Origin of the sequence: Thalassotalea eurytherma (assembly GCF_030161415.1) — a bacterium.
In the GTDB taxonomy this organism is placed as follows: Bacteria; Pseudomonadota; Gammaproteobacteria; order Enterobacterales; family Alteromonadaceae; genus Thalassotalea_G; species Thalassotalea_G eurytherma.
Genome location: NZ_BSSU01000006.1, coordinates 148,503 through 170,633, shown reverse-complemented (window position 1 = coordinate 170,633; position 22,131 = coordinate 148,503). Strand labels below are relative to the sequence as shown.

The window sequence follows — 22,131 nt, the reverse complement described above, 5'->3', positions numbered from 1 at the left end:
GTGTAGTAACAAAATCTACAACAATTTCATTACAATAAAGGCACTTAAATTTGTTACAGAATAATTTTTTTGGCGATTTTATTGATAATTTGCCGTATAATGCCGCCGATTTTCGACATTAGGAGAAAAATGTATGCAGGAAAGCGTTCCAGTAATCACAATAGACGGGCCAAGTGGTGCCGGTAAAGGAACAGCTTCTCGTTTAGTTGCCGAGCAGTTGGGCTGGGAATTACTCGATTCTGGTGCTATCTACCGTGTATTAGCGGTAGCAACACAACACCACGGTGTAAGTGTTGAGGAAGAAGAGCCATTGATCCCAATCGCCTCACATTTAGATGTGCAATTTGAGGTTAGTTCAGACCAGGATGTAAAAGTCATTTTAGAAGGCGAAGATGTGACTACTACTATTCGTCAGGAAGAAGTGGGTGAGTTAGCATCAAAAATTGCTGCATTTCCACGTATTAGGGAAGCTTTATTACGTCGTCAACGCGCATTCAGAACATTACCAGGTTTAGTTGCTGACGGTCGAGATATGGGCACAGTCGTTTTTACAGACGCCCCTGTGAAAATCTTTTTAACGGCCAGCGCGGAAGAACGCGCACAAAGACGTTTTCAACAGTTGAAAGAAAAGGGCTTTGATGTTAATATCGGGCGCCTTTTGGAAGACATCAAGCAACGTGATGAGCGAGATCAGAATCGCAAAGTTGCGCCATTGGTGCCTGCAGAGGATGCTTTAATCATTGATTCTACAGAGCTTTCTATTGATGAAGTTGTCAATAAAATGCTTTCGTATGTTAATGAGAAGCTAGGATAAAATACTTTTTTACTTAAGGTAAGGATGCTTTAAGTTATATTAACAACCCCATGAAACAATGATGTTGATTGGTTTACTTATAGAGTTCATAAAACATTATGACTGAAAATTTTGCACAACTTTTCGAAGAAAGTTTACAAGAAATCGAAACACGCCCTGGTTCAATCATCAAGGGTACTGTAGTACAAATCAACAAAGACAACGTTTTAGTTGATGCTGGCTTAAAATCTGAATCAGTTATCTCAATTGACCAATTCAAAAACTCTGCTGGTGAAGTAGAAATCAATGTTGGTGATGAAATTGATGTAGCTTTAGATGCAACAGATGACGGTTTCGGTGAAACTATCCTTTCTCGTGAAAAAGCAAAACGTCACGAAGCTTGGCAAGTACTTGAAAAAGCATACGAAGAAAAAGAAACTGTTATCGGTGTTATCAACGGTAAAGTTAAAGGCGGCTTCACAGTTGAAGTTAGCAACATTCGTGCTTTCTTACCAGGTTCATTAGTAGATGTACGTCCAGTACGTGACACTGCTCACCTTGAAGGTAAAGATTTAGAATTCAAAGTTATTAAGCTTGACCAAAAGCGTAATAACGTAGTTGTTTCTCGTCGTGCTGTTATCGAATCAGAAAGCAGCGTAGAACGTGATGCATTATTAGAATCTCTACAAGAAGGTCAAGAAGTTAAAGGTATCGTTAAAAACCTTACAGACTACGGTGCATTCGTAGACTTAGGTGGTATCGACGGTCTTCTTCACATCACTGACATGGCTTGGAAACGTGTTAAGCACCCAAGTGAAATCGTTAACGTTGGTGACGAGATTCAAGTTAAAGTTCTTAAGTTCGACCGCGAACGCACTCGTGTTTCATTAGGTATGAAGCAATTAGGCGAAGATCCATGGGTAGCAATTGCTAACCGTTACCCTGAAGGCGCTAAGCTTACAGGTCGTGTTACTAACTTAACTGATTACGGTTGTTTCGTTGAGATCCAAGAAGGCGTTGAAGGTTTAGTTCACGTTTCTGAAATGGATTGGACTAACAAAAACATCCACCCATCTAAAGTTGTTAACTTAGGTGATGAAGTTGAAGTTATGGTACTAGAAATTGACGAAGAACGTCGTCGTATTTCATTAGGCCTTAAGCAATGTATCCCGAACCCTTGGGAAGAGTTTGCTAAGAACTTCAGCAAAGGCGATAAAGTATCTGGTAAGATCAAGTCAATCACTGACTTCGGTATCTTCATCGGTCTTGATGGTGGCATCGACGGTCTTGTTCACTTATCTGACATTTCATGGAACGCTGGCGAAGAAGCTGTTCGTGATTACAAGAAAGGTGACGAAATCTCAGCTGTTGTATTACAAGTTGACCCAGAGCGTGAGCGTATTTCATTAGGCGTTAAGCAAACTGAAGACGATCCATTCAACAACTACACAACTGCAACTAAGAAAGGTGCAATTGTTAACGGTACAGTAGTTGAAGTTGACGCGAAAGGTGCTAAGATTGAATTAGCAGAAGGCGTTGAAGGTTACATCCGTGTAGCTGACATCTCTCGTGACCGTGTTGAAGACGCAACTACTGAGTTAAGCGTTGGTGACAGTGTTGAAGCTAAGTTTGTTGGTGTAGATCGTAAGAACCGCACTATCAGCTTATCAATCAAAGCTAAAGACCAAGCTGACGAGCGTCAAGCAATGGACAACTTAAACCAAGCTGATGAAGCGGGCTTTGCAAATGCAATGGCTGAAGCTTTCAAAAACGCTAAAGGTTAATCTATAGTTGTTAGATGAGAGAGCTTACGCTCTCTCATCTACCCACATTTGGCACATAGATAAGACACTGGAGGGTCGAATGACCAAATCAGAACTCATTGAAAAATTAGCAGAATCTATGACTCATCTTTCTCCAAAAGAAGTTGAGTCGTCTATAAAAGAAATTTTAGAAATGATGGCGCAAACCCTTTCAAAAGGTGAGCGTATTGAAATCAGAGGGTTTGGCAGTTTTTCTTTGCATTATCGTGCGCCTCGTGTAGGTAGAAACCCTAAGACGGGTGAGTCGGTAGAACTATCTGGTAAATATGTTCCGCATTTTAAACCAGGTAAAGAATTACGCGAACGCGTAAACGCCTCATTGGCTTAGTGGATTAGATTTTTATAAAACGGCATGCATTAGCGTGCCGTTTTTTTTCGTAGATAAAAAGGAAAATTTAATGCGTTTAGTGATAACATTATTAATACTTTTTGCTTTACTCGTTATCGCATTTGCTTTTGGTAGTCAAAATAACGGTATGATCACCTTAAATTATTTTATTGCCCGCACTGAAATGTCGATTGCAAGTGCTGTTAGTTTATTTACATTTATTGGTTTTTTGCTGGGGATCTTCACCACAGTATTATGGCGCTTATTAAGCCGTATGAAAAAACGTTTAAAGTAGTTTAAGGTCGTTATCCAATGTTAGAGCTTTTGTTTCTCTTATTACCAGTTGTTGCGGCATATAGTTGGTACATGGGGCGAAATAGTGTTAAGCAAAACGATCAAAGTGTAAAAACAGACCTTTCAAAGAAATACTCTCAAGGTATTAACTATTTATTGTCGAACCAAGAAGACAAAGCGATAGAGCACTTAATAGAAACCCTTAAGATCGAAGACGATTCTATTGAAGCGCATTTTGCCATGGCTAACTTATTTCGTAAGCGTGGCGAGCTCGATAGGGCGCTTAAAGTACATGAACACCTCGTTCGCCATAAATACCTTCCTGATGATGCAAAACACAAAGCTGCTTTCGAGTTAGGTAAAGACTTTTTCAGTGCAGGTTTATATGATCGTGCTGAAGCGATGTTTCAACGATTACTTAAATCAAAGAAATATCAACTCAAAGCCTTGTCCTATCTTATGCACATTTATCAATCAACGAAAGACTGGCAAAAAGGCATCGCTTTAGAGAAGAATATCGTTAAATCGAACGATAAAAAGTTACTTCATATATTAGCTAATTTTTATTGTGAACTAGCAACAACGGCACACCAAGAAGATGATAATTTAGAAGTTATTGAACTGTTGGAAAAAGCAGTAAAGCTCGACAATAAATCCTGTCGTGCAAATTGGTTAATGGCGCTGATTTATGAGCAGCATGAACAATATGACCATGCTATCGAATGTTATATTAATATCTATCAACAAGACATTGAGTTCTTTCCAGACGTGATTGATAAAATGGAACATTGCTACGATGAAAATGGTAAGACCGACGACTTTTATCGATTTATTAAAAATGTCTATAACGAGACAGGCTCTACAAGCGCATTAATAAAGTATGTTGATCACCTTGTTGACACAGGAAAGGTTGAGCAAGCCAATCAGTTTATTTTGTCAGGTTTGAAAAGACGTTCAACCATTCATGGTTTCAAACATTTTGTTAAGATGCAGCTAAACGCAAATAACTCTCCACAAGAGTCAGAGAGTTTAACGGTCATCCGAGAATTAGTATCGGCTTACTTAAAAGTCAAACCTCGATACAGTTGCCGGAATTGTGGATTCAATAGCGCTACCCATTATTGGTCATGCCCATCTTGCCACGAATGGGAGCAATTAAAACCAGTACGGGGATTAGAAGGCGAATAGTATTTTTCTTTGCTAGCTAGCGGCTGTAAGGCATTATAGGTACGCATTTCTGTTCATAAACTTCATGTCTTTTTGTAAACATCAACTAACGCTGACCATAACAAACGATAAGAATGAATCACCAGAACTTTCAGAATCAGCGATTTGTTAGAGCAACACTCTACTTAAGAAATATTTAATTGTTTATTTTGATTCTAACGATTATTTCTTCAAAAATGCCTGATCGCTAAACGCGTTAACATGCTAACAATAACCCTAAATTACATGTATAATGCCCGCGAAATTTTCATGTAAAAAGGGCCTTTTATGACAGATCCAAAAGTCGTCGTTGCTTTAGACTTTAACAAGCAAGCAGATGCATTATCTTTTGTTGACAGAATTCAACCAACAGATTGCCGCTTAAAAGTCGGCAAAGAAATGTTTACTCACTTCGGCCCTGAATTTGTTAAAACGCTAAGTAATAAAGGCTTCGATGTCTTCCTTGATTTAAAATTTCATGATATTCCAAATACTGTTGCTAAAGCGGTAAGTGCGGCAGCTGACCTTGGTGTGTGGATGGTAAATGTGCATGCAAGTGGTGGCCAAAAAATGATGGAGCAGGCTAAGCATGCACTTCAGGCCTACGGTAATGATGCACCGTTGTTAATTGCCGTAACGGTATTAACAAGTATGTCTCGAGAAGACTTACAAGGCATAGGCATCGATATGGAGCCACAAGAGCAAGTTATGCGCTTAGCTAGGCTAACGCAACAAAGTGGATTGGATGGTGTTGTATGTTCAGCCATGGAAGCTGAAATGCTTAAACAAAGCTTAGGGCAAGATTTTAAGTTGGTCACCCCTGGTATTCGTCCAGCCGGCAGCGCTGCAGACGATCAAAAGCGTATCATGACACCAAAGCAAGCGATCGATGTTGGTGTTGATTACTTGGTTGTAGGCCGTCCAATTACTAAAGCTGAAGATCCACAGCTGGTCTTGAATCAAATAAACGCGTCTTTGATTAGTTAACTTTTACCCTTCCTATTTGACAGAGTAAGTTTCTAGGACTAAACCTAATAACGATTACTAATGGAAGTAATCATTATTATTAAAAGGAACTTACTATGTTTAAACTAACACCCTTCATTTTGGCTATCGCGTTAAGCCTAACTGGTTTTAATGTATATGCTGGTTCAACCCCTGAACCGTCTTCTAAGCACACTTACGATGTTGTTCATCAGGTAAACATTAATCAAGCAGATGTTGAAAGCCTATCGAGCTTAAAAGGCATTGGCGAGCAAAAAGCACAAGCGATTATTGAGTACCGTACCGCTAATGGTCACTTTAAAACGATAGATGATTTACTGGAAGTGAAAGGAATCGGTGAGAAGGTGTTGTCAGCAAATGTTGGTCGTATCACCATTTAGTCATTGACTGACTTCTGGGCAATAAAAAAGGGGCTGTGTATTAACACAGCCCCTTTTGATTTCTCGTATAAGTATTATGGCTTAGTAGGGCCAGCGCTACTTGAGTTTGTTGCATCGGCTCTACTTGCAGTTTTGCTTGAGCGAGCAATTTCAATTCTTGATTCACTGTCCATAGCAGTAATAACAAAATCTGACGTCTGAATTTCTACAGGCTCAGGCTTTGCCATTGGTGCAGTTGCTTTTCCTGCAACCTTATTCGCTAAGGCAACATTAAATACAGTAGGTGCTAATACTTCTACCGATTTACTTGTTTGTTCTTCAACAATAGGCTCTGGAGTAACTAGTTCTTGAACGTCATCATTTGCTACGTCAGATGATTCTTGTTCGCTAGTGACTTCGGATACTGTTTCAGCTTCTGTTTGAACTTCAGTCTGAACTTCGCTTTGAGCTTCTGTTTGAACGTCAACTTTAACTTCTTCAGTCGTTTGTTCCGTTTGAGCGAAATCAATTTCTTGTTGCTGCTCAACCGTTGTTTCTACTTCTACACTGTCATCATCTGAGACAGTTGATTGCGAAACTTCAGTATTCTCTTGCGCTTTTTCTACAAAAGGTAAGTCTTGTTGAATTTCTTCAACGGATTCTTCTGATGTTGATGCAGTCTTTTCAGAAACGTCAGCACTGGCTTGAACAGCTGTTGCTTCGTCAAACACATTTTCATTTTGCGGATATCTTGCTTCAATTGCTTGTGAAGCTTCATCAGCATTACCTTCAACATCCGTTGATTTGTTGTCGTCGTTATTACGACGGCGCTTTTGACCATGAGAGCGAAGGTGACGAGGTGAACGACGATTTCTTGAACGTTCAGGCTTTTCTGTAGCATTTGTTTCTTCAGTTGCTGTATTTTCTTCAACAACTGCGTCTTCTTGAACCTTAGCTTTAGGCTTTTGTTTCGCTTTTGGCGGTACAGGCTTTTTAGGTGCTTCAGCTTTATTTTGAACGGCTTCATTGTTACCTTTTTGTTGTTCTACACGTACTTTCTTACGCGTATTACGACGTTGGCGACGTTCTGCTACTTTCTCTTCTTTTGGTTTATGCTCTTTAGGCTGTTCTTGTTTGCGTGTAGGCTTCTGGTTACCTTGACTTGTAGGCTTTTTATTTTCAGTAGTCTTATTGTCTTGGTCTTTTCGGTTGCCTTGGCGATTGTTCTTGCGCTGGTTGTTGCGTGGTTTACGCTGACCGCGTTTATCGCCACCTTGCTTTTGCTTACTCGACTTTTGAGCAGGTTTATTTGTGGTCTCTTCTTGACCAAATAATCCTTTCACCCAAGAAACTAACTTTTCTACCAAGCCTTTTTCTTTCTTCTGCTGAACAGGTTTCTGTTTTGCTTTAGGTGCCGGTTTGCTTGCTACACGCTTAGGTGCAGACATGCCTTGCAATGCTGGCTCGTCACGTTTAACAGATGCTGAATCGAATTTCGGCATAACTGCTTCTTCAACTTTCGCTTCTTTCAAATCAAGATCGTAACTTGCTTCTGCGATGCTCTCGTCTTTACGAACACGTATAACTTCATATTGTGGTGTGTCCATATTCGGATTAGGAATAATTAACACATTAACTTTGTGCTGACGTTCAATATGGAAAACACTGCGACGCTTCTCATTTAATAAATAAGTAGCTACCGGAACAGGTACTTGCGCTTGAATATATTGAGTGTTCTCTTTAATGGCTTCTTCTTCCATTAAACGCAATACAGAAAGTGCTAATGATTCAATACCACGAACATGCCCCGTACCATTACAACGAGGACAAACATTTTGGCTTGTTTCGCCAATAGAAGGGCGTAAACGTTGGCGAGACATTTCGAGCAAGCCAAAACGTGAGATACGACCTAATTGAATACGTGCACGGTCTTGTCGTACAGCGTCTTTCATTCGGTTTTCAACTTCACGTTGGTGACGCACTGGCGTCATGTCAATAAAGTCGATTACAACTAAGCCACCAAGATCTCGTAAACGTAATTGGCGGGCAATTTCGTCTGCAGCTTCTAGGTTAGTGTTGAATGCAGTTTCTTCAATATCACCGCCCTTTGTTGCACGAGCTGAGTTAATATCGATTGATGTCATCGCCTCGGTAGGGTCGATAACGATTGAACCACCAGACGGTAAACGCACTTCACGTTGGAAAGCAGATTCAATTTGCGTTTCGATTTGGAAATGTGTGAATAAAGGCGCGTCGTTATTGTACAGTTTAACTTTGCTTAAAAAGTCAGGGCGTACTAATGAGATATGGTTTTTAACGCTCTCATACACTTTAGGACGGTCAATAAGTACTTCACCAATATCACGACGAAGATAATCACGAATGGCACGTAAAATAACGTTACTTTCTTGGTGAATTAAGAATGGGGCAGGGCGCTCATTAGCAGCTTCTTCTATTGCTTTCCAATGTTGAAGTAAAACGGCTAAATCCCACTCTAGCTCATCATAATCTTTACCTACACCTGCTGTACGGACAATTAATCCCATACCTTTAGGTAGGTTGAGTTTATTGAGTGATGATTTTAGCTCAGTGCGCTCATCACCTTCAATACGACGTGAAATACCACCTGCGCGAGGGTTGTTTGGCATTAATACTAAGTAACTACCGGCTAAAGAAATAAAAGTCGTTAAGGCTGCACCTTTTTGACCACGTTCTTCTTTATCGATTTGTACAATAACTTCTTGGCCTTCCGTTAAGACGTCTTTAATATTTGGACGACCTTGGAAGCTATAACCACTTGGGAAATATTGACGAGCCACTTCTTTCATTGGCAGGAAACCATGGCGTTCAGCGCCATAGTCAACGAAAGCAGCTTCTAAAGAGGGCTCTATACGGGTAATTTTACCTTTATAGATATTCGCTTTTTTTTGTTCATGGCCAGGGCTTTCAATATCTAAATCGTAAAGCTTTTGACCGTCAACTAGTGCTACGCGCAATTCTTCCGATTGCGTAGCGTTAATTAACATACGTTTCATAGTTTCTGTGACCTAATTTTTGTCACAGCACACCATGTGCTTAGTACACAAAGCAGTAGTAGTTGCCTAACAGCGTTTTGTCAGCCTCACGGGTGTCAATCTTATTACGCCATTTACGTAACAAGCTGTTATTTCAAAATTTTATCTTGCCGATGAACAGTAACTTACTATTCATCCTTAAACTTTATGTGCAAAGCGTGTGCTGTGCTAATTCGTAGATAGTATGTTGTTCATGTACATAATTTGCTGATAACGTTCTTTTAGTTAGTGCTTAGCAAATTAAGCTATCTACTTATAATCTCTAATAAATGCCAAATTACGCGGGACAAAATGTTTATGTTTACGTTTGCTATAAAGAATAGCTACGTGATATCAATAGGTACCCCAACCACATGTCTTACAATTAATTTTTGCATGCATGGTGTACCGCATTTCGCCTCTTACAGTTCATAATTGGCGTCGTAAAATAAATATTACTCAATATTTTTATTCAGTAACCTATTTATTATCCCACTAACTATAGTGTAATGGCAATAAATTACTTGATTTATTTAACGAAAAACCTAGAAAAGGTGTGTTAGAATATCGCCATGACAGAAAGTAGCAAACCTCAAGTTCGGTTTTACACGATTGAAAGTGATGAAGCCGGCCAAAGAATAGATAATTATCTATTAAAAACACTCAAAGGCGTTCCTAAAAGTATGATCTATCGATTATTACGAAAGGGAGAAATACGTGTAAATAAAAAGCGTACCAAGCCAGAGTATAAAATTAATGGCGACGATATTGTTCGTGTTGCACCTATACGTATTTCTGAAAAAACCGATACGGTGCCAACCCAACTTAATGTAGTAGCAAACCTAGAAAAGCAAATTTTGTTTGAAGATGATTTATATATTGTTTTAAACAAGCCTTCGGGCATGGCAGTGCATGGCGGTAGCGGTTTAAGTTTTGGCGTTATTGAAGCGATGCGGGCTTTAAGGCCTAAAACTAAAATGTTAGAACTTGTTCATCGATTAGACCGTGATACATCGGGTTGTTTGGTTATCGCTAAGAAGCGTTCAGCTTTACGGCACTTACATGAACAACTGCGTAATAAACAGGTGCAAAAGTTTTATCATGCGTTAGTAAAAGGTACGTGGTCCCCTAAAATAACGCGAGTTACTGAAGGGTTAAAGAAAAACGACCTTAAATCTGGTGAACGTGTTGTCGTTGTGGATAACATTAATGGTAAAGAGTCTGAAACCCGTTTTAAAGTGTTGCAGGCTTACCAAGGTGCTACGTTAGTTCGAGCGTTTCCTGTAACAGGGCGAACTCATCAAATACGTGTTCACTGTCAATGTAAAGGACATCCAATTGCTTGTGACGCTAAATACGGTGCGCAACCATTTGATGATGAAATGAAATCGTTAGGTTTAAAACGCTTGTTTTTACATGCAGCAAGTATTGAATTCTATCACCCTAAGAAAGAGGCGCGTATTACGATTGAGGCGCCGCTTGAACCCGCATTGAACAATGCATTGAAGAAGTTAACTAAAGTATAAAAATGATAGGCTTTATATTGTTATATAAAGCCTATTTACATTATCAGTACTATTAGTCTTTTCGCTGATAATTAAGTACATCGAATCCTGCTTGCTTTAATAGTGCATGAAGTTTAATTAAAGGTAAGCCAATAAGTGCGTTTGGATCATCACCGACTAACTTCTCGAATAACGTAATCCCTAATCCTTCGCTTTTAAAACTACCCGCACACTTAAGCGGTTGCTCTGCATCTATATAGGCACAAATTTCTGCATGTGTTAGCGTTCTAAAATAAACATCAAACGGTTCAACTAAGCTATAGCTTTTATCTAAATCATTGTCGTATACACATAAGCCCGTAAAGAAAGTTACTTTATCACCACTAAAACGCGTAAGTTGTTTGATTGCATTTTCTCGGGTGTGAGGCTTACCTAAAATATCGTCTTGATGAAGTGCTACTTGATCTGAACCAATAATAAGTGCATTCGGGAATTGATCAGCTACTGCTTTGGCTTTTTCAATAGCAAGGCGTTCTACAAGCGCAATCGAGCTTTCATTAACTAAAGGTGTTTCGTCAATATTGGGTTTTGCACACTCAAATGGGACGTTAAGTTTTTCTAATAGCGTTTTACGAAATGGAGATGTTGAACCTAAAACAAGTGTTTTCATAACATTTATACAAATTATAGTGAGTTAACTGCTAATATATAGAATACCAAGTTTAGTTGGTTTTATCTCTACGAACGACAATTTAAAAGGTAATTTTAAATTGATTATAAATTCTCTCTAGCACGTTGTTTGACTCGTAATTGGCTAAAAAATGAGTAGACTTGGTGTTTAGTTGTAAATTTACAGCAAATAACGCAATTTTCTTTTGACAGACACGCAGCATCGCTTTATTATGCGCGCCTTATGAAAGATCTTAAACTTCCAATTACAATTGACCCGTACAAGAGTGCTCAGCGTAGATTAGAGTGCGACGGCTATTTTGATCTAATTGGAATGGACAGGTTACTTGGCGAATGTGGAAGCACGGATGGCCAGGTCGAAGTTAAAGTAAAGTTCGATGTTGATGAACAGGGGCTGGTAGTAATATCAGGCAACGGCTCAACATCGGTTGCTTTAGCTTGTCAGCGTTGCAATGAATTGTACACTCAGGCTTTGAAAATTGACTTTTCATTTAGTCCAGTGAAAAATGAAGATGCAGCTGCTGATTTGCCGTCATATTATGACGCAATAGCATTAGATGAAAATGGTGAAGTTAACTTGCGTAATTTAGTGGAAGACGAGCTTTTGCTTGCGATTCCATTAATACCAAAGCATCCTCTAGACGATTGTACTGCTCCTGCAGACAGCGTATGGGGTGAATTGCCGGAAGCGCTAGATAAGCCGAACCCATTTGACGTATTGAAACAACTCAAGTAGTTATATTTTAGTTACCAACCGATATTAGGAGTTTGGCACAATGGCAGTTCAAAAGAGTAAGAAATCTCGTTCAAGACGTGGTATGCGCCGTTCACACGACGCGTTAACAGCAGAGAACCTATCAGTAGATCCAGTTTCTGGTGAAACTCACCGTCGTCACCACGTGACAGCTGACGGTTTCTACAAAGGTGAAAAAGTAATCGCTAAGTAAGCGGTGACCTTTGTTGAATAATCTAACGATTGCGTTAGATGTTATGGGGGGCGATCAAGGCCCCCATGTAACTATTTCTGCCGCATTAATGGCAGTTAATCATCTACCTCATCTTCACTTAATTCTCTGTGGAGACAGTTCAGTCATTGCTGAACAACTTGAAAAACAACATTTTTCAGCCCATCCCCAAATATCTTTTATCCATGCTAGTCAAGTTGTTGAAATGGACGACAAGCCAGCACAAGCAATTCGTGGTAAAAAAGATTCATCGATGCGAAAAGCCATTGATCTTGTAAAAGAAGGGAAGGCTCAGGCATGTGTGAGCTCGGGTAATACCGGTGCTTTGTTGTCTATTGCTCACTACGTATTAAAAACAATTCCAGGTGTAGAGCGACCCGCTTTAATTTCTGCCTTACCAACCCATGATCCAGAAAAGAACGTCTTTTTATTAGATTTGGGTGCAAATGTTTTTTGTGATTCAAATATTTTATATCAATTTGGGTTGATGGGTTCAGTGCTTGCTGGTGAAGTCGATAATATCGATGAACCTAAAGTCGCACTATTGAATATGGGTGCTGAAGACATTAAAGGTAGTGATACTATCAAGCAAGCAGCAGCTCAATTAAAAGAAAATCCAGATATTAATTACGTTGGCTTTGTCGAAGGCAATGATATTTTTAATGATAAAGCCGATGTCATCGTTTGTGATGGTTTTGTAGGCAATGTTGCATTAAAAACCTGTGAAGGCGTTGCGCTTATGGTGGCATCAAAGCTTCAGCAAAATCTCGAAAGTAGCTTTTTTCGTCGAATTTTGAGTAAAATTCTCACGTTACCTGTAAAAAAACTCTATAAATCGATGAACCCCGACCAGTACAACGGTGCAAGTTTGATAGGATTGCGGGGCATTGTGGTTAAAAGCCACGGAAATGCGAATTCGCATGCTATTTTTGCCGCATTAATGGAAGCGGTAAAAGAAGTAGAAAGACAAGTTCCAGAGAAAATACAGCATAAACTGGAGCAACGATTATTGCACAGGCCATAAAATTTATATGTATTCAAAAATTATTGGTACTGGAAGTTATTTTCCAGAACAAGTTCGCACAAACGAAGATCTAGAAAAATTAGTAGAAACCTCTAACGATTGGATTATCGAACGAACTGGCATAAAGGAACGCCGTATATCATCGCCCGACGAAACTGTCGCATACATGGGCGCAGAAGCCGCAAAAAAAGCACTCGATATGGCTGGGTTACAGTCAACTGATATTGATATGATTGTGATGGGCACGACAAGCTCACATGTGTCATTACCTAGTGCAGCGTGCTTTGTTCAACAATTACTAGATATTCCTAGTATCCCAGCATTTGATGTAGCAGCCGCTTGTTCAGGTTTTATTTACGCGCTAAGCATTGGTGATCAATACGTTCGTAGTGGCATGGCTAAACGCGTTTTAGTGATTGGCGCAGATGCACTTTCACATATGTGTGATCCTGAAGATCGTACAACTCTTATTTTATTCGGTGATGCTGCAGGCGCATGTATTATTGAACAAAGTGAAGAACAGGGCATTTTATCAACACATTTACATGCTGATGGCAAATACCAACCATTACTTGGTTGCGATGCGCCAGTGCGTGGCGATCAATTGTCAGTTGAATCTTCTTACATGTACATGTCAGGTAATGAAGTATTCAAAATGGCTGTGACTAAGCTAAGTGAAATTGTGAATACGACACTTAAGCACAACAATATTGAAAAATCAGATATTGATTGGCTCGTTCCACATCAAGCTAATATGCGCATTATTAAAGCGACAGCTAAAAAACTCGCTTTACCGATGGAGCGTGTTGTTGTCACATTAGACAAGCACGGTAATACATCTGCAGCAACAATTCCTACTGCGTTAGACATCGCCATTCGAGATGGTCGTATTCAGCGCGGTCAAACACTGCTTTTAGAGGCCTTTGGTAGTGGTTTTACCTGGGGCTCTGCACTCATAAAATATTAATAGGTAATGTTAATGAATAATAATTTAGCATTTGTGTTTCCTGGTCAAGGTTCACAAACTGTTGGCATGCTGTCTGATTTTGCAGACAATGCGATAGTGCAAGAAACATTTAAACAAGCGTCAGAAGCACTTGGTTATGATGTTTGGCAACTTATTTCTACAGACGAACATGGTCAGTTAAACCAAACACAATTTACGCAACCTGCATTACTAACGGCTAGCGTAGCAATGTATCGTGTTATCACTGAAAAAACAGGTGCCATGCCTTCGTCAATGGCGGGCCATAGCTTAGGTGAATACTCAGCATTAGTATGTGCTGGCGTTTTATCACTTGCCGATGCTGTTAAGCTTGTTGAAAAGCGTGGACAGTTTATGCAGTCATCAGTGCCTGAGGGGACAGGAGCAATGGCAGCGGTTATTGGTTTAGCTGATGACAAAATTATTGAAGCATGTTCATCTGCAGCGCAAAATGAAGTGGTGTCAGCGGTAAACTTTAATTCTCCTGGTCAAGTTGTTATCGCGGGCAATAAAGCAGCAGTAGAGCGTGCAGGCGATTTATGTAAAGAAGCGGGTGCTAAACGCGTACTGCCTTTACCGGTAAGTGTTCCTTCGCACTGTGCTTTAATGAAAGAGGCCGCTGAACAATTAGCACAAGCATTTAATGACGTAACATTTAATGAGCCTAAAATTGCTGTTATTAATAACGTTGATGTCAGTGCTGAGCAAAGTGTAGAAGCGATCAAACAAGCGTTAATTAAGCAGCTTTATAGCCCGGTACGTTGGACTGAGACAATCGAACAATTAGCTGCTAACGGCACAGAAAAAATGCTTGAAGTAGGCCCAGGTAAAGTATTACAAGGCTTAGTTAAAAGAATTAATAAATCAATTGCTTGTGTATCTATTAATGATGCTACAACAATTGATAAAGCAATCGAATTATTACAGTAGGTGAATACATGTTTTCATTAGAAGGTAAAGTTGCACTAGTAACCGGTGCTAGCCGTGGTATTGGTAAAGCTATCGCGACACAGCTTAAAGAGCAAGGTGCGACGGTTTTAGGTACTGCAACTTCAGATTCAGGTGCGCAGCGCATTAGTGAATATTTAGGTGAAGGTAATGGTTTAGTGTTAAACGTTACTGAAAACGAATCAATTGAAGCACTTTTTTCAGTGATCAAGGAACGTTTCGGTGGGTTAGATATCTTAGTTAACAACGCAGGTATTACACGAGATAATATCTTTATGCGTATGAAGGACGATGAGTGGGGCGATATTATCGAAACTAACTTGACGTCTATATATAAAATCTCTAAAAACGTTTTACGTCCAATGATGAAAAAACGTAATGGCCGTATCATTAACATAGGTTCAGTTGTTGGTACTATGGGTAATGCAGGTCAAGTCAACTATGCTACAGCTAAAGCAGGTTTAATTGGTTTTACTAAATCTCTAGCGCGCGAAGTTGCATCTCGTGGTATTACGGTTAATACTGTTTCGCCGGGATTTATTGATACGGATATGACGCAAACTTTAACGGATGAGCAAAAAGAGGGGATATTCTCTCAAGTACCTGCAAACCGTTTAGGTAAGCCAGAAGAAATTGCCAGTGCTGTAACATTTTTAGCATCTGATGCTGCTGCTTACATCACAGGTGAAACATTGCATGTCAATGGTGGCATGTACATGGTTTAATTGTTTTGTAACTTGCCTCAATAAAAAATTGATGTAATGTATACAAAAACAGGTGTAAACAGGTTTGACCAGACGAAAAAGCAAAACTATCCTCTTGCATGGTCTCCTGTTGAAGAATAAACTACCCGCAATTGCAAAATTGCATTTTCTAGTAAAGGAAACAAAATGAGTACTATCGAAGAACGCGTAAAAAAAATTACTGTAGAGCAACTAGGTGTTAGCGAAGATGAAGTTAAAGTAGATTCTTCATTTGTAGACGACTTAGGTGCTGATTCATTAGACACAGTTGAATTAGTTATGGCGTTAGAAGAAGAGTTTGACACAGAGATTCCAGACGAAGAAGCTGAGAAAATCACTACAGTTCAAGCTGCTGTTGATTACGTTAAAGCGAATCAATAAGAATATAAGAATCAGGCGGTACACACCGCCTGATTTGTTTTAAGCCTTATGTAAACAAAATACAGGCTTCAAAAATTACTAACCTTTCATATTTCATTTCTATCGGAGGCAACTCAGCCAATGCGTCGTGTTGTAGTTACCGGTTTTGGTATGTTATCCCCACTCGGGAACACTGCTCAAAGTACATGGGAAAACTTATTACTTGGAAAAAGTGGCATTGATTACATTGATCATTTTGATGTATCTAATTTCACCACTAAGTTTGCTGGTTTAGTCAAAAATTTTGATGCAGAGCATTATGGCATTTCTCGTAAAGATGCCAAGAAAATGGATCTCTTTATTCAATACGGTATTGCTGCGGGTACGCAAGCAATTGAACACGCCGGACTAGAAGTTACTGAAGAAAATGCAAGCCGAATTGGTGTTGCAATTGGTTCAGGCATTGGCGGTTTAACCCTGATTGAAGAAAACCATAAGAAGTATTTAAATGGTGGCGTACGTAAATTATCACCATTTTTCTGCCCATCAACAATTCTCAATATGGTTGCCGGACAGTTGTCAATTAAGCATGGGCTAAAGGGTCCTAATTTAGCGATTGTTACTGCTTGTACATCAGGTGTTCACAATATCGGTCATGCTGCCCGTATGATTGCTTATGGTGACGCTGATGCAATGTTGGCAGGTGGTGCTGAAAAAGCATCAACAGAGTTAGGCATTGGTGGCTTTGCTGCAGCTAGAGCTTTATCAACTCGAAACGACTCACCACAAGCTGCATCACGCCCTTGGGATAGAGATCGCGATGGTTTCGTACTTAGTGACGGCGCGGGTGTGCTTGTCGTTGAAGAGTATGAACATGCAAAAGCACGTGGTGCAAATATTTATGCTGAACTTGTTGGCTTTGGTATGAGTGGTGATGCTTATCATATGACTTCACCACCAGCTGATGGCGCAGGTGCAGCAAGAGCGATGGAAAATGCGTTAAATGACGCTAAGTTAAATGCTCAGAAAGTTGGCTATATTAACGCACATGGTACGTCGACTCCTGCAGGCGATGTTGCCGAAGCAAATGCTGTTAAAAGTATTTTTGGTCAACATGCCAATGATGTAATGGTTGGTTCAACAAAGTCTATGACAGGTCATCTACTTGGTGCTGCTGGTGCTGTTGAAGCAATATTTACGGTTCAAGCATTATCTGAAGGTAAAGTCCCTCCGACGATCAATATTGAGAATCAGGATGAAGCATGTGATCTTGATTTTATTAAAGATACGGCACGTGACGTCAACCTAGAGTACGCGTTATGTAACTCGTTTGGCTTTGGTGGTACAAACGGCTCATTATTGTTCAAAAAGATCTAATCTTCGGTGATTAAGCGATAATAATCGAAATTATTGCTTGAATTCAAAATCTTAAGCCTAAATACTAAGTCTGTATTTAGGCTTTTTTATTTTTTCTATGCAGTTTTGTTCTATCAATGGTGTTAACACCACACAACTTTCGACGTTAGATCGCACTATTCATTACGGTGATGGTGTTTTTACGACGGCAAAAATAGCCCAAGGCAAAGTGGTTTGGCTAAGTAGTCATATTGATAGGTTAAAACATAGTTGCCAGCAATTTAATATTGCAGGGGTTAATTGGTCGTCACTAGAAAAAGAAATTTTAAATGTCGTTAAACCTTTTGAACACCATGTACTCAAAGTTATTATTAGTGCAGGCCACTCCAGCAAAGGTTACGCTCGTGGTAACGATTGCACTGCCAATACGATGTTGATGATCAATGACTTTCCAATTTACTATCAGCTACTGCAAAAATCAGGTGTTTCCGTTGCTTTAGCTAAAAGCTTTGTCAGTATTAATCCAATGCTTGCCGGTGTAAAACATCTTAATAGGCTTGAACAAGTGTTACTTAAAAATGAGTTAGTTAGCGCAAAGGTCGATGATTTACTAGCGACTAATAGTGATGGTGATATTATCGAAACCATCACAGGCAATGTTTTCATGCTCATTAATAATCAATGGTGCACGCCTAAACTGAATAAGTCAGGGGTGGCAGGGCTAGCTAGAATGAAGCTACTCAATCACTTTTCTGGTATTTGTGTACGTGAAATTAGGGTTGATGAAACTAGCAATGTTAAAGCAATGTTCACAACTAATTGCCTAATGCCACTTTTGCCTGTTAGCTCGTTAGAAGGGCGCTTGCTTGATATCTCTGTTTGTAAACCTTATCTAGATTACCTCAATGAAATTTCTTAAACCTAAAACTATTGCCTGGTTAATGGGTACGCTGCTTACTTTGGTTATTGCTAGTTATTTAAGCCTAGTAAAATATACCGAGTATCAAGTGAACCAACCGCTAAACCTGTCACAAGATACGTTATTTGAAGTGAAGAAAGGGCAATCAGTTCGCTCATTAGGGAAACAGTTTGAAAAATCTGGTTGGATATCACAACGTTTCTGGCTAAAAGCACACGTTAAATTTAATCCTGAAATTGCCCATGTTAAAGAGGGCGTTTACCTAATCAAATCACATCAAACGTTATTGTCTGTAATTAACGATTTTGTCATTGGGAAAGAGCACCAATTTAGCATTACGTTTATCGAAGGCAGTCGGTTTGACGATTGGCTTAGGCAACTAGCTAATGCGCAATATATTGAACATACTTTGCCGATAACGTTTACTCAATCGATTAATGAGTTGCTTAACATTGATGAAGAGCATCCTGAAGGGCTATTATTTCCTGACACATACGCGTATACGGCTGGTACAAAAGATATTGATATTTTACGTCGCGCTCAAGCGCGAATGAACGCATTTATTTCATCAGCATGGCTAAAACGTGCTGAAAACCTTCCGTATGAAACACCTTACCAAGCGCTAATTATGGCGTCTATTATTGAAAAAGAGACAGGCCAGCGTGAGGAGCAACCAATCATTTCATCAGTATTCTTTAATCGTCTTCACAAAAAAATGAGATTACAGACAGATCCTACGGTAATATATGGCATCGGCGACGCATATGATGGTGATATAACCCGCGCACATTTAAAACAAAAGACGCGATATAACACTTATCGGATAAATGGTTTGCCACCAACACCAATTGCAATGCCAGGTAAATCTGCAATTGAAGCAACATTGCAGCCAGCTGAAACAGATTATTTATATTTTGTTAGTCGCGGAAATGGCTGGCATCAGTTTTCAGAAACATTGAAGCAACACAATAAAGCGGTTGCGAAATATCAACTCGGCCAATAGGCCCTTAGGTTTAAGAAGTATGTTACCAGGAAAATTTATCGTTATTGAAGGGCTTGAAGGCGCAGGTAAGTCATCAGCAATTTCGATAGTCGAGCAAGCACTTAATAACAAACAAGTTTCGTTTGATAAAACACGTGAGCCAGGTGGTACACCTTTAGCAGAGAAATTACGTGAATTAGTGAAAAGTGCTGATCACAGTGAGTTAGTGACACAAGAAACAGAGCTCTTGCTAATGTATGCTGCAAGAAGTCAGTTATTGGTAAATAAAATTTTACCTAGCTTAGAAAAAGGGCTTTGGGTTATTGGTGATCGTCACGACCTATCTTCACGTGCATATCAAGGTGGCGGCAGACAAATACCTGACGATGTTATTGGCGGTATAGCAAATGCAACATTAAAAGGCTTTACACCAGATTTAACGATTTATTTAGATATCGATCCTAAGATTGGCTTAAAGCGTGCTCGTGCTAGAGGTGAACTTGATAGAATCGAATTAGAAGCCATGTCATTCTTCGAGCGAACGAGAGACAAATACCTGTTAATTGCGAATCACGACGACAGTATTGTGATTGTTGATGCTAGTCAATCGATGGAGCAGGTTCATCAAGATATAGAAAAGCACGTTAATCAATTTATTGATTTTCACAAATCGTAGGGTATTAAATTGCATTGGTTATCAGCCCATCAACAGTTACTTTCTTCGCAAATTGAGGCGCAGAAATTACCGCATGCACTTCTAATTACGGGTGTGAAACATGCTGGTAAACGTGAATTAGCTAGTTGGTTAAGTGCCGTTGTCGCATGCCGTACACCCATTAAAGATCACGATAATATTTTACAATCTTGTGGTCATTGTAAACATTGTTTGTTGATTAAAGGTGAAACCTATCCAGACAATCACCTACTCGAAAGTGATAAAAACAGTCACAAAGTTGATGAAATCAGAAAAGTTACTCAGTACCTTCAGAAAACCCCACAATTAGGTGTATATCAAGTAGTTACGATAGATGACGCCCATTGCATGAACGTTTCTGCGAGTAACGCGTTACTAAAAACCTTAGAAGAACCAACACCAAGTTCCTTGTTAGTCCTACTAACTGATCAAAAATCACAGTTATTAGAAACCGTAATAAGTCGATGTCAGTCTATTGATTTAAAACCTTATGTTGGGCAGCAATTAGCGCAACATTTTAACGTTGAGATTGATGACCCACACTTAAATTTGACCCATTTAGCTCAATTGACGTCAAGCGAAGCACATCAAAATTATCTAACGCAGCAAAGTAACTTTATTAACTTTTTACTTGGCAAATTTCCATTGGTTCAACTAGCAAGTGATATCGCAAACCAAGAACAAGGTTTTCAATTTCTACAACAAACAATCGCAACACTTGTAAGAGAATCTAATCAATGGCAGGGGCAGTCAAACGATTTGCTATACCAACAAATTAGCCACCTCATAAAGCCTTCTTCATTGTTTGCGATAAACACGTTATTATTGTCGTTAGTTGCCTTGAATCATCAAGCGCAAACCAATAAACAATTACAAACTGAAAAGTTTTTAATTTCAGTTCAGCAACTCATTAATAATAAAAAATAAATAGAGGCTCATATGCTAGAGGAGCAAGTCATGGAAAGTTTGTTATTAGACTATCCTTCTGAACGAGAATTATACTTATCTTATATGCCATTTCTTAAAAATGGTGGTGTTTTTATTAGAACAACTGAATTATTAGAGCTTGGTACACAAGTAACACTTAATGTAACGTTACCCGACTCATTAGAGTCATCTGAAGTTATTGGTAAGGTTTGTTGGGTTACCCCACCAGGCGCTCAAAATGGCACACCTCCTGGTTTAGGTGTAGCGTTTGAAGAAGATCCAGAAAATATACGTGGCCAAATAGAAACGGCTATAGGTCGGCTGCTAAGCAGCTCAGACCCAACCTTATCAATGTAACGGAGAAATTGTGTTTATTGACTCTCATTGTCATTTAGATCGTTTAGATTTAGCTGAGTTTAACCAAGACCTGTCAAAAGTAGTAGAAAACGCACACCAAGCCAATGTTTCTGAGATGTTATGTGTAAGCGTAACACTAGAAGAATTTCCATCAATGGTAGAGAAAACCAAACAGTTTCCGAACGTTTGGTTATCATGTGGTGCGCACCCGTTAAATCAAGAACAAATGATAGACGCAGACAACCTTTTCGCTTTAGCTGATAACGAACGTGTTGTTGCAATTGGTGAAACAGGGTTAGACTATTTTTATGCACCAGAAACCCAAGCCGTTCAGCAAGACTCCTTTGTAAAGCACATTCAAGTAGCAAATAAAATTAACAAGCCATTAATTATTCACACACGTGACGCTCAACAAGATACATTAGATATCATGCGTGCTGAAAATGCTCAGAACTGTGGTGGTATTCTTCATTGTTTCACAGAAACTTGGGAAATGGCTAAACAAGCAATTGATATGGGATTCTATATTTCATTTTCAGGCATTGTTACCTTTAAGAATGCAGCAGCGTTAAGAGAAGTCGCTAAAAAGGTGCCCGATGATCGTATCTTGATTGAAACTGACGCTCCTTATCTAGCACCTGTGCCACATCGTGGTAAACAAAACCAACCAGCATATGTTATTGAAGTGGCAAAACACCTAGCCAGTATTCGTGGTCAATCTGTTGAACATATTGCTCAAACAACTTCCCAAAACTTTAAACAATTACTGTTCTAAAATTTAGGCAAAAAATCGCCCGAAACGACTCCTGTTTCGG

Annotated in this window: 24 protein-coding genes; 22 read left to right on the top strand and 2 right to left on the bottom strand. The window is 39.4% G+C overall.

The genetic code is table 11. The annotated features are described in order from the left end of the window. Positions 1-133: 133 nt before the first annotated feature. The 7 genes from cmk (at position 134) to QQK02_RS07095 (ending at position 5,829) form a co-directional block, all read left to right on the top strand. Positions 134-814 carry a (d)CMP kinase gene (gene cmk, locus QQK02_RS07125; protein WP_284207289.1) on the top strand — a complete coding sequence of 227 codons (681 nt, stop codon included), beginning with the start codon at positions 134-136 and terminating at the stop codon, positions 812-814. A gap of 98 nt (positions 815-912) precedes the next feature. Beyond that, on the top strand, positions 913-2,577 hold the full coding sequence (gene rpsA, locus QQK02_RS07120; RefSeq protein WP_284207288.1) for a 30S ribosomal protein S1: 1,665 nt from the start codon (positions 913-915) through the stop codon (positions 2,575-2,577). 79 nt (positions 2,578-2,656) lie between these two features. Continuing rightward, complete coding sequence (gene ihfB / locus QQK02_RS07115; RefSeq protein ID WP_284207287.1) at positions 2,657-2,944, top strand: integration host factor subunit beta; 288 nt, start codon at positions 2,657-2,659, stop codon at positions 2,942-2,944. 70 nt (positions 2,945-3,014) lie between these two features. Further along, on the top strand, positions 3,015-3,239 hold the full coding sequence (locus QQK02_RS07110) for a lipopolysaccharide assembly protein LapA domain-containing protein (protein ID WP_284207286.1): 225 nt from the start codon (positions 3,015-3,017) through the stop codon (positions 3,237-3,239). A gap of 17 nt (positions 3,240-3,256) precedes the next feature. Next, entirely contained in the window at positions 3,257-4,426 is a 1,170-nt protein-coding gene (lapB, locus tag QQK02_RS07105; RefSeq protein ID WP_284207285.1) for a lipopolysaccharide assembly protein LapB, read from the top strand. A gap of 306 nt (positions 4,427-4,732) precedes the next feature. Then, complete coding sequence (pyrF, locus tag QQK02_RS07100; RefSeq protein WP_284207284.1) at positions 4,733-5,431, top strand: orotidine-5'-phosphate decarboxylase; 699 nt, start codon at positions 4,733-4,735, stop codon at positions 5,429-5,431. A 95-nt stretch (positions 5,432-5,526) separates the two neighbouring features. After that, positions 5,527-5,829, top strand: a complete 303-nt coding sequence (locus tag QQK02_RS07095; protein ID WP_284207283.1) for a ComEA family DNA-binding protein — start codon at positions 5,527-5,529, stop codon at positions 5,827-5,829. Positions 5,830-5,903: 74 nt separating this feature from the next. On the opposite strand, the gene rne is transcribed toward QQK02_RS07095, so the two are convergent. Next, the gene (gene rne, locus QQK02_RS07090; protein ID WP_284207282.1) at positions 5,904-8,843 is read right to left on the bottom strand and encodes a ribonuclease E; all 2,940 of its coding nucleotides are present in this window, start codon (positions 8,841-8,843) and stop codon (positions 5,904-5,906) included. 590 nt (positions 8,844-9,433) lie between these two features. On the opposite strand from rne, the gene rluC reads away from it, so the two are divergent. Further along, the gene (gene rluC, locus QQK02_RS07085) at positions 9,434-10,387 is read left to right on the top strand and encodes a 23S rRNA pseudouridine(955/2504/2580) synthase RluC (protein ID WP_284207281.1); all 954 of its coding nucleotides are present in this window, start codon (positions 9,434-9,436) and stop codon (positions 10,385-10,387) included. A 52-nt stretch (positions 10,388-10,439) separates the two neighbouring features. Here the strand turns inward: rluC and QQK02_RS07080 are convergent, their stop codons facing one another. Continuing rightward, positions 10,440-11,036, bottom strand: a complete 597-nt coding sequence (locus tag QQK02_RS07080) for a Maf family protein (RefSeq protein ID WP_284207280.1) — start codon at positions 11,034-11,036, stop codon at positions 10,440-10,442. A gap of 243 nt (positions 11,037-11,279) precedes the next feature. Here QQK02_RS07080 and yceD point away from each other — a divergent pair, with 243 nt between their 5' ends. From yceD to QQK02_RS07010, 14 genes are all read left to right on the top strand, one after another. After that, positions 11,280-11,792, top strand: a complete 513-nt coding sequence (gene yceD, locus QQK02_RS07075; RefSeq protein ID WP_284207279.1) for a 23S rRNA accumulation protein YceD — start codon at positions 11,280-11,282, stop codon at positions 11,790-11,792. 40 nt (positions 11,793-11,832) lie between these two features. Further along, complete coding sequence (gene rpmF, locus QQK02_RS07070) at positions 11,833-12,003, top strand: 50S ribosomal protein L32 (RefSeq protein WP_284207278.1); 171 nt, start codon at positions 11,833-11,835, stop codon at positions 12,001-12,003. 10 nt (positions 12,004-12,013) lie between these two features. Next, the gene (gene plsX, locus QQK02_RS07065) at positions 12,014-13,045 is read left to right on the top strand and encodes a phosphate acyltransferase PlsX (RefSeq protein WP_284207277.1); all 1,032 of its coding nucleotides are present in this window, start codon (positions 12,014-12,016) and stop codon (positions 13,043-13,045) included. A 7-nt stretch (positions 13,046-13,052) separates the two neighbouring features. After that, entirely contained in the window at positions 13,053-14,012 is a 960-nt protein-coding gene (locus QQK02_RS07060) for a beta-ketoacyl-ACP synthase III (protein WP_284207276.1), read from the top strand. A gap of 12 nt (positions 14,013-14,024) precedes the next feature. After that, positions 14,025-14,960, top strand: coding sequence for an ACP S-malonyltransferase (fabD, locus tag QQK02_RS07055; protein WP_284207275.1), 936 nt, complete (start codon positions 14,025-14,027; stop codon positions 14,958-14,960). A gap of 8 nt (positions 14,961-14,968) precedes the next feature. Continuing rightward, on the top strand, positions 14,969-15,703 hold the full coding sequence (fabG, locus tag QQK02_RS07050; protein WP_284207274.1) for a 3-oxoacyl-ACP reductase FabG: 735 nt from the start codon (positions 14,969-14,971) through the stop codon (positions 15,701-15,703). A 165-nt stretch (positions 15,704-15,868) separates the two neighbouring features. Next, positions 15,869-16,102, top strand: coding sequence for an acyl carrier protein (gene acpP / locus QQK02_RS07045; RefSeq protein ID WP_284207273.1), 234 nt, complete (start codon positions 15,869-15,871; stop codon positions 16,100-16,102). Positions 16,103-16,222: 120 nt separating this feature from the next. Further along, positions 16,223-17,458, top strand: a complete 1,236-nt coding sequence (fabF, locus tag QQK02_RS07040; RefSeq protein ID WP_284207272.1) for a beta-ketoacyl-ACP synthase II — start codon at positions 16,223-16,225, stop codon at positions 17,456-17,458. Positions 17,459-17,555: 97 nt separating this feature from the next. Beyond that, complete coding sequence (gene pabC, locus QQK02_RS07035; RefSeq protein WP_284207271.1) at positions 17,556-18,356, top strand: aminodeoxychorismate lyase; 801 nt, start codon at positions 17,556-17,558, stop codon at positions 18,354-18,356. Then, positions 18,343-19,359 (top strand): endolytic transglycosylase MltG, encoded by a 1,017-nt coding sequence (mltG, locus tag QQK02_RS07030; protein WP_284207270.1) that lies wholly within the window; start codon positions 18,343-18,345, stop codon positions 19,357-19,359. The genes pabC and mltG overlap by 14 nt, the downstream gene beginning before the upstream one ends. Positions 19,360-19,378: 19 nt before the next feature. Continuing rightward, on the top strand, positions 19,379-20,014 hold the full coding sequence (gene tmk / locus QQK02_RS07025; RefSeq protein ID WP_284207269.1) for a dTMP kinase: 636 nt from the start codon (positions 19,379-19,381) through the stop codon (positions 20,012-20,014). A gap of 9 nt (positions 20,015-20,023) precedes the next feature. Then, positions 20,024-20,959 (top strand): hypothetical protein, encoded by a 936-nt coding sequence (locus QQK02_RS07020; protein WP_284207268.1) that lies wholly within the window; start codon positions 20,024-20,026, stop codon positions 20,957-20,959. 30 nt (positions 20,960-20,989) lie between these two features. Further along, the gene (locus QQK02_RS07015) at positions 20,990-21,316 is read left to right on the top strand and encodes a PilZ domain-containing protein (protein ID WP_284207267.1); all 327 of its coding nucleotides are present in this window, start codon (positions 20,990-20,992) and stop codon (positions 21,314-21,316) included. Between the two features lie 10 nt (positions 21,317-21,326). After that, positions 21,327-22,091, top strand: a complete 765-nt coding sequence (locus tag QQK02_RS07010) for a TatD family hydrolase (RefSeq protein ID WP_284207266.1) — start codon at positions 21,327-21,329, stop codon at positions 22,089-22,091. Positions 22,092-22,131 lie beyond the last annotated feature (40 nt).